Origin of the sequence: Acinetobacter lwoffii (genome assembly GCF_024129685.1) — a bacterium.
In the GTDB taxonomy this organism is placed as follows: domain Bacteria; phylum Pseudomonadota; class Gammaproteobacteria; order Pseudomonadales; family Moraxellaceae; genus Acinetobacter; species Acinetobacter lwoffii_X.
On the sequence record NZ_JAMXXL010000056.1, the window covers coordinates 1 to 7,370 of the forward strand.

General features: G+C 36.2%; 11 protein-coding genes. 3 read left to right on the forward strand and 8 right to left on the reverse strand.

Features of this window, described 5'->3' with window-relative positions; genetic code table 11:
- Window positions 1–101: type II toxin-antitoxin system RelB/DinJ family antitoxin (locus NI464_RS15380; RefSeq protein WP_253139468.1), on the reverse strand; the 101-nt coding region annotated here is incomplete at its 3' end.
- Between the two features lie 1,152 nt (window positions 102–1,253).
- On the opposite strand from NI464_RS15380, the gene NI464_RS15385 reads away from it, so the two are divergent.
- The gene (locus tag NI464_RS15385) at window positions 1,254–2,237 is read left to right on the forward strand and encodes a RepB family plasmid replication initiator protein (RefSeq protein WP_151710986.1); all 984 of its coding nucleotides are present in this window, start codon (window positions 1,254–1,256) and stop codon (window positions 2,235–2,237) included.
- 13 nt (window positions 2,238–2,250) lie between these two features.
- On the opposite strand, the gene NI464_RS15390 is transcribed toward NI464_RS15385, so the two are convergent.
- Entirely contained in the window at window positions 2,251–2,787 is a 537-nt protein-coding gene (locus NI464_RS15390; protein ID WP_253135668.1) for a hypothetical protein, read from the reverse strand.
- Complete coding sequence (locus NI464_RS15395; protein WP_180006187.1) at window positions 2,787–3,077, reverse strand: mobilization protein; 291 nt, start codon at window positions 3,075–3,077, stop codon at window positions 2,787–2,789. Before NI464_RS15395 ends, NI464_RS15390 begins: the two co-directional genes overlap by 1 nt.
- 206 nt (window positions 3,078–3,283) lie before the next feature.
- Between NI464_RS15395 and mobQ the strand changes: the two genes are divergently transcribed.
- Both mobQ and NI464_RS15405 read left to right on the forward strand, forming a co-directional pair.
- On the forward strand, window positions 3,284–4,237 hold the full coding sequence (gene mobQ, locus NI464_RS15400) for a MobQ family relaxase (RefSeq protein ID WP_005254162.1): 954 nt from the start codon (window positions 3,284–3,286) through the stop codon (window positions 4,235–4,237).
- Window positions 4,234–4,704 (forward strand): hypothetical protein, encoded by a 471-nt coding sequence (locus NI464_RS15405; protein WP_005254164.1) that lies wholly within the window; start codon window positions 4,234–4,236, stop codon window positions 4,702–4,704. The genes mobQ and NI464_RS15405 overlap by 4 nt, the downstream gene beginning before the upstream one ends.
- A 6-nt stretch (window positions 4,705–4,710) precedes the next feature.
- Here NI464_RS15405 and NI464_RS15410 read toward each other — a convergent pair whose 3' ends face one another.
- The 5 genes from NI464_RS15410 to NI464_RS15430 form a co-directional block, all read right to left on the reverse strand.
- A complete protein-coding gene (locus NI464_RS15410; protein ID WP_253139462.1) occupies window positions 4,711–5,145 on the reverse strand; it encodes a hypothetical protein in 435 nt (144 codons plus the stop codon).
- A gap of 130 nt (window positions 5,146–5,275) precedes the next feature.
- A complete protein-coding gene (locus tag NI464_RS15415) occupies window positions 5,276–6,151 on the reverse strand; it encodes a hypothetical protein (RefSeq protein WP_005254168.1) in 876 nt (291 codons plus the stop codon).
- A 66-nt stretch (window positions 6,152–6,217) separates the two neighbouring features.
- Window positions 6,218–6,637, reverse strand: coding sequence for an META domain-containing protein (locus NI464_RS15420; protein WP_034436859.1), 420 nt, complete (start codon window positions 6,635–6,637; stop codon window positions 6,218–6,220).
- A gap of 205 nt (window positions 6,638–6,842) precedes the next feature.
- Window positions 6,843–7,133: a type II toxin-antitoxin system YafQ family toxin gene (locus tag NI464_RS15425; RefSeq protein WP_127219988.1), complete on the reverse strand. Its 291-nt coding sequence runs from the start codon at window positions 7,131–7,133 to the stop codon at window positions 6,843–6,845.
- Window positions 7,120–7,370: type II toxin-antitoxin system RelB/DinJ family antitoxin (locus NI464_RS15430; protein ID WP_253139465.1), on the reverse strand; the 251-nt coding region annotated here is incomplete at its 5' end. The genes NI464_RS15425 and NI464_RS15430, both read right to left, overlap by 14 nt.

Below are 7,370 nucleotides of genomic sequence, written 5' to 3' on the forward strand. Positions count from 1 at the left end.
ACTGCATCTGAGACGGTTAAGCCCATTGTTGCTAGAACTTCCGTTGCTTCATGCTTAATGTTTTCATTGATGCGAGTAGTTACTAGTGCATTTGAAGCCATGTTAAGCCCCTATGATTAACATTGTTAATCACACTATATTCCTAGATGACGAAAAGTTCAATTCGTATAACAGCCATTATGTTAAATGGAGAATAAAATACGATCATATATTTATAATCCAATTCTTTTTTTGATAGAAAGAACCATTCTTTCTTTATTTAAATATCTGATACAGTGGCACTTATATAAAATATTATAACTTAGGTGATCCATGCCTAGCCTAACTCTCAAAGCGACATCAAAAAGATGCTTCGAGCCTAAAGTTCTAATGATTCTAATTGAGTGTCTGCCTGATGAACAAAGGCCTCCTATCAAAGAGTTATTAACCTCTTATCCTGTAGAAATTAAACTAAATTTAACTCCAGAAGTCTTAGAACCCACTGTCGAAAAAATACTAAAACGATTAGGCAGAGTATTTATTATCAGTAAGTAGATCAGTTCTGAAGTTTTCTTAAAATTAACATAATACACCTTATACGAAATGCGTTATAATTTATTTTGAAATTCAAATACTTATTTCAAAGTTTATAGCCCAAACATCACTGTTTGGGCTTTTTTTATGATTTTTCACGTTCCACGCCTATTATTTAAGCAATGTTTCACAACTTTGATTAGCTCCAGTAAATAATTAAAACCTAGATAATAAGAACCGAGCGAGTGTCTACGAGCGATTGAGCATCATCAAAATTTCGCCCTCGCCTTTTCTCTGATTACAAGCTCCCTTTCGATTTTAAACGGTAGGTACAGAGCATCCCGAATGGGTGCGAACTTTGGAGCTTTTGCTTTTCAAAAAGTATGAGCGAAGCGAATACATTACCAATGCTTTTGCTTTTAGATTTCACAAACAGGATTAACCAAAAACTGCCCCACGAAGCGAGGAACGAGCTTCAATAGAGTACGAGCTTTAGCGAGTACATAGGGCAGTTTTAAGTATTTCCCTATTTTTTAATATTTTAAATATTTTTAAATATTTTTAGACCCCACTCAAAGCCATGCTGTGCGTGGCTTTGCAAGGTTTAACTATGAGGGATTGACGCATAACTATGAGGGATTGACGCATAACTATGAGGGATTGACGCATAACTATGAGGGATTGACGCATAACTATGAGGCGATATATTATTCTCATAATTAATAATAAGGAATACAAAAATGAGTAAGCTCTTAGTAGTCAAAGCAAATAATATTATTGAAGCTAGTTATCAACTGTCTTTGAATGAACAGCGCTTAATTTTGGCGGCTATAGCCTGTATACCCAAAGGCGAAGAAGTGACAGATAACACAGGTTATTGCGTCACAAGGGAATCATTTATTGAGTTAGGTGTTAACCCAAAAACAGCAAGCAGAGAAATTAGAGAAGCATGTGATCGACTTTTTAATAGAGTTATCACAATAACAACTGAAGCAGGGACATTTAAAACTCGATGGGTTCAAGACATCATGAAATACAATAGTGATTGGGCTTTGGCTAATCCTGAATTTATCCAAGAGGTGACAGGGAGCGATCCTTATGCAGAAGATTATATTTTGGCGGCAATAAGGTTTAGTAAGTCTGTATTACCCTTTATTAGTAACTTATCATCTAACTTCACACAATATTTTCTTCAAGACATAGCAGGAGTAAGTAGTGGGTATAGCGTTCGATTTTATGAATTAATGATGCAATTCAAGAGTACAGGTTATCGAAAAATAAGGCTTGATGACTTGCGCAATATGCTTGATCTGAATAATAAGTATCCATTAACGGCAGACTTAAAAAGATGGGTAATAGATACCGCAATTGATGAACTTAATGAAAAATCTCCCATTACAATCAAATATAAACTGTTAAAAACAGGGCGTAAGTTCACACACATAGAATTAAAATTTAAGCAAAAATTGTCACCTAAAAAAATAGAATCTCAGCGAGATCAAAAAACTATAGATATGTTCAGCAACTTATCTGACAGTCAAATTAAGACCTACAGTTCAGTATTATCTAAGGTTCATAGCATCTCTGACTTAGCCGACAATAAAGATTACCCAGCCTTTTCAATATGGATTGCCAATATTTTACGTGACCCTACATCCGTCCGAGAGGAAACCGCAAAGCGGATTTTTAAAGCATTGCGGACTGAAACAGACTTCAAAGACTAAGATTTTATATACATTACGTCATAGGGAATGCTGAGTACAGTTTACGGCAAGTCGGATATTTAGCTTGAATTTTATGTAAATAATATGCCTGATCTTTTTCAAGAAAGCCGTTCAATAAACCACTCTTATCAGTATAGAAACAACGTCCTTTTGCTCTATCCCATGCTAAAAAAGGAGTGGATGGCTTACTTATTGATATAACATCATTATTACAGTGAAGTAGTGCCAGTGAACTTACCTGATAATTTCTTGCTTGGTTACCATCTGGCGGATATGCTAAACCAATTATCAAATTTCCTTTTTTTATATTCTTAATTTTAAAATCGCCATTCCATTCATTTGGGCTAGAATATCTAAACCAAGCTATTAATGGGCGAAAAATAAAATTATGGTTAGAAAATTGAAATTTAGTCTGATTTTTATCTGATTCAAATGATTGAACCCTTGCTATAAATACCTCATTTGGTGAGTGTGGCATACATGCACTAAGATTTTGCGAACCCATGATTGTCGCTAAAATTCCCCCCCATAAAATTAGTGTTTTTTGCATTATTTAGATATCTCAATATTTGGTAAGTCAAAAAGCTGTCTATCCCGATCTTCTGTTAAATACTCGTTGAGTTCAGCGATTATTTTTTCTTTGTTGGCTTCATTACTTTGCATCTTTTTAATTAAATAAGAACCAAGCAAAATTTTACGTCTAGTATCATCCTTTCTTTCCTGCTCTTTTTGCTTTGACCTTTCTCTAGCTTCGATAGCTTGTTTTCGAGCCTTTAACTGTTTCAGCTTCTCTAATTGGGCTTCGATTTTCTTTTCAAGAGTTTCAGCAGCTTTTGTCATGATTCAGATTTCGGGATATAGAAAACCACTCAAGCATAAGGCCCTATGAATTGAAATTCAAGCGGGCTATATGCTATCGTGTTTTTCATAAAATGCGCACTTACGACTTGGATTTCATCCAAGTCAAAGTTTGCGTAAGGGGTATCCCCTTAACCCCGAAAAATTGCTACGCAATTTTAAAAGCAAAACCAGCATAAGGCTAAGGCATGGCGATTTATCACTGTACGACTAAGACCGTTAACCGAAGTTCGGGACGAACTGCGGTTGCATCTATGGCTTATCGTGCAGGAGAAAAATTGACAGATGAACGAACAGGATTAACGCACGACTTTACGAGAAAAGAAGGTGTGGTTTATACGGAAATTCTTTCTAATTTGGATACTGAATTAGACCGAAGCAAAGTCTGGAATCTGGCAGAAAAATCAGAAAATCGGAAAGATGCCCGAACTGCACGTGAATGGGTGATTGCTCTACCAGATGAACTAGACGAAGAACAGCGAAAAGAACTAGCAAAAGAGTTTGCCCAATCTTTAGTAGACCGTTATGGGGTGGTTGCAGATTTAGCCATTCATGCCCCTAGTCATAATGGCAGTGATAAAAATCATCATGCGCATATCTTATTGACTACCCGTAAGGCTGAACTGGATCAAGATCATAATTTGGTGCTAAAGGATAAGACCGATATTGAGTTAAGTAATACCAAAAGAAAAACTCTAGGTATGGGAACAAGCCAGGAAGAAATTAAACAGATCCGATTCACCTGGGCAAAGCTAGCCAATCATGCCCTCGAACATGCAGGGTATCGAGAAAGAATCGACCACCGTAGCTATGCCGATCAAGGTAAGGCTCTACAAGCCACTATCCATGAGGGTAGTAAAGTCACCCAGATGCGCAGAAAAGGCATAGATACTGAAATTAGCCGTTTCAACGATATGATCAAACAGCAAAACAGCCAGCAGCTCCAATACAAACAACAGCAAAAGGAAAAGACCTTGGAACAAGGTTTCAACCGTGTTGAGCAAGGTTTCGAGCAATGGAAGAAAGATCAGGAAGCGCAACGTCTGGAACTTGAGCAAAGGCAAAGATTGAAATTGGAACAAGAGCAGAAAATGAAACAGACGCAGCGTATTAAATACGGAAGAAGTGGGCCATCGCTATGAGCAACCAAAATGACTTAGACGATCAACTATATATTTTACTGGCTTCCATGAAAGAATACAGAGAAGCCATAGCAGACGATAACAAGCGATTAGAGGCGTTTTACAACAAAGTAGCTAGTGGGGTGCTAGAGCAGAGCAAAAAGACCCTAAATAACGCAAATCAGGAAGCCACACGCGCCCTTCAAGGACGTATTCATGAACTAGATAAGGCTACTGATAAACTGAATTACAGATTCATTGCCCTGTTATGTGTAATTTTCCTCAGTCTGGTGCTGGTTTTCCTGTCTTTCATATTTTTATTCATTCCAAGTTTTGACGAGATCAAAGAACGTCGTGCAGAAGCAGCTTGGCTAGAACAAAGATATAACCTGGATATTAAAAACTGCAACGGTAAATCCTGTGTCCGGATTATGAAAAATGACTGTCACGGGCCAAACAAAGATTATTGCGTGATTGACCCTAAATAGTGCTTGTTAAAGCGGAGCCGCAATCCAGTAGCCGTGGTTAGCGCAAACATCTGGAATAGGGCTAGTAATAGATTGAGGTTTCGTTGGGTACTGACCTCCACCAAGTCTAATTTCATCACCTACAAAAACTTTATGATTATTAAATTTGTTGGTAATACTAATCCTACCGTCACTTGTATATTCTAACTCGCTGCTATTAGCCCAGATAATAAAAGGGCTGGTATCACTGTTTAGACGAATACAACCATGTGGATCTAAATGTAATTTGCCACCTGTCAGTGAGAGCATATAAGTCTTTGTTTCAGGACTTTGCTTAATAAAAATTACAGGTTTTACAGGTTTTACAGGTTCTATGGCATTAGAAACTAAGGTAGGTTTTGCCATGCAACCAGTCAGTACAGAAATGATGAAAAAACTTTGAGCTAAATTATATATTTTCATAGTCAACCAAATTTTGAGATGGGACAGTACTTTGCTTGGTTTCTTTCATTATTCAATTTATACCAGTACGCGCAAAGTGGCTCGACTTTGAAACATGGCTAAAGCCATATTTCAAAGCATCGAGCTAAGTTTATAACTCGTATAAACGTAAAGATTTTAGTAGTTGCAGCCATAATAAGTGTCTTTCTGACACTACTCTACTGGGAGTATTTGATCCGCTAATTACACGAGTTTTAGCAGACGTAATTTCAGAGTATTGTATTGAAGTTAGCTGATCTGAGGATAAATTCACATTTCTTTTTTTTATTTCAGCTAATTTAATTTTCACATTACCTTTTCCTTGGACATAAGGATATATCTCTAGCATTGGAAATCTTTTACCTACATCATTTTCTGCAATAAAAAATAATTGTGGTTTAGGTAAGAACTTTGCTGGAAATAGAATTTCACTCTTACTATTCAATTGAATTAACTGATTAAATTTTGGATCAATTAAATAATATTTAATCTCAGGATTATAAGGTAATGCGGTACTAGAAATTGGATAATAGTAAACAATCTTATCGTTCTTAATACGCTTATCTAGAACGATGTATAGATTATGTCCTAGATATTCAGGTTCAATATTCAATTTTTTCCCGAACTTTAATCTGCCTCTGATTGATTGATTACCTGTCGTTGGCTCAAAAAATACTTCTCTGAGCTGTTCATTCATTGGAATTAATACGTCAGCTATCAAATACCCTCTGGTGGTACTACTATTTACAACAGGTACATATCTATTAACCTTAATTTTCCAGCAGGAAGCGGCTGAGCATAAAGTGAAATTAGATACATTAATTTTCCCTTTATGGTCATTACCAGAAACAGTCAGGTTTACTCTTAAACGTGACATATTAGCTTTTTGGAGCCCCTTATATACTTCTAATTCTTGAGGGGCAAAAGCAGGAGAAGCCAGTATAGACGTGGAAAATATAAGTAAGATTAGTAAAGAAAAAAATCTCATTTTTTGTGAAATCTCACTTTATAAAAAATATTTATGATTTTCATCAGTGTACTGCAAGAATTCAGGCTACTTGTTGACTTGAACACCTTTAAAAATCAACTTCTCTTTTTTTTGTGTTTCTATAAGCAGTTGTACCTGCCCCTTACGAGATTGAAGATACAATGTGGGAGAATTCACCAGAATATCTATCATCGTACTTTCACGTAAGTTGATATCATCAGGACAGCCCATCATTGTGGCAACAATTGGCTGTTCAGCATATAAACGATTGCCTTTAAAATGAATACCAATCGAATTTATATTACAAAATAAATTACCAATATACAGCATCTTATCTGCAAATTTTAGCGTGATGGACTGGTCAGGTTTTGAAGCCAAAAATAATGAATCTATACGTTCACTATTAGCATTTGTTGCCTCGATCAATTGCCAAGAAAATTTTGCTAAGGTCTGTTCACCAGAAGATATTACTTGTAATTCTTGCATCTTGGATTGATCGGCTGATGAAGGCCTATGACAAGCGCTCAAAAGTCCAACGACGAACATCAGTATAAATATTCTCGTCATCGTTATTGTCCGTATAAGAGATTCTAAAATTAATATAATACACGTTATCCGAAGTCAAAAATGGGTGCCTTAAGCTCCCATTTTTGAAGATTATTTTAAAATTTTGTTATTGATATTTGGTCACTCAAATTACCAATTCACTATGACTGCCTAATCGAACTAATTTCAAAATTAGCAGTTCACCTTCTTCTGTTTTCTTATAGATTAAAACAAGATCTGGTTTGATGTGGCAATCACGATGACCTACCCAATTACTGACCAAAGCATGGTCACGATACTTTTCAGGCAAAGGTTCATCAGCTTGTAATAACTCTAAAACAGTTTGTAGTTCAGTATCTACTGTATTTCGATGCTGGCCTTTTTTCTCACGTTTATAGTCTTTCTTGAATGCTGATGTGTACTTAATCGTCCGCATTTAGATCAGCCATCAAGTCTTTTACAGAAGTGAAGCTCTTTGCTTTGCTTAGATCTTCTTCCATTGCTGCAATGGTTTCAGCATTAGGTTGCCAAATTTCAAAAGGCAAAGCCTTTTCTTTAGCTACTTTGGTCAATAACAAACGGACTGCATCTGAGACGGTTAAGCCCATTGTTGCTAGAACTTCCGTTGCTTCATGCTTAATGTTTTCATTGATGCGAGTAGTTACTAGTGCAT

Bases quoted from the DNA above. Each gene is read 5' to 3' on its own strand.
- NI464_RS15385 (WP_151710986.1), top strand. From the start codon at position 1,254: ATGAGTAAGCTCTTAGTAGTCAAAGCAAATAATATTATTGAAGCTAGT.
- NI464_RS15390 (WP_253135668.1), bottom strand. From the start codon at position 2,787: ATGCAAAAAACACTAATTTTATGGGGGGGAATTTTAGCGACAATCATG.
- NI464_RS15395 (WP_180006187.1), bottom strand. From the start codon at position 3,077: ATGACAAAAGCTGCTGAAACTCTTGAAAAGAAAATCGAAGCCCAATTA.
- mobQ (WP_005254162.1), top strand. From the start codon at position 3,284: ATGGCGATTTATCACTGTACGACTAAGACCGTTAACCGAAGTTCGGGA.
- NI464_RS15405 (WP_005254164.1), top strand. From the start codon at position 4,234: ATGAGCAACCAAAATGACTTAGACGATCAACTATATATTTTACTGGCT.
- NI464_RS15410 (WP_253139462.1), bottom strand. From the start codon at position 5,145: ATGAAAATATATAATTTAGCTCAAAGTTTTTTCATCATTTCTGTACTG.
- NI464_RS15415 (WP_005254168.1), bottom strand. From the start codon at position 6,151: ATGAGATTTTTTTCTTTACTAATCTTACTTATATTTTCCACGTCTATA.
- NI464_RS15420 (WP_034436859.1), bottom strand. From the start codon at position 6,637: ATGCAAGAATTACAAGTAATATCTTCTGGTGAACAGACCTTAGCAAAA.
- NI464_RS15425 (WP_127219988.1), bottom strand. From the start codon at position 7,133: ATGCGGACGATTAAGTACACATCAGCATTCAAGAAAGACTATAAACGT.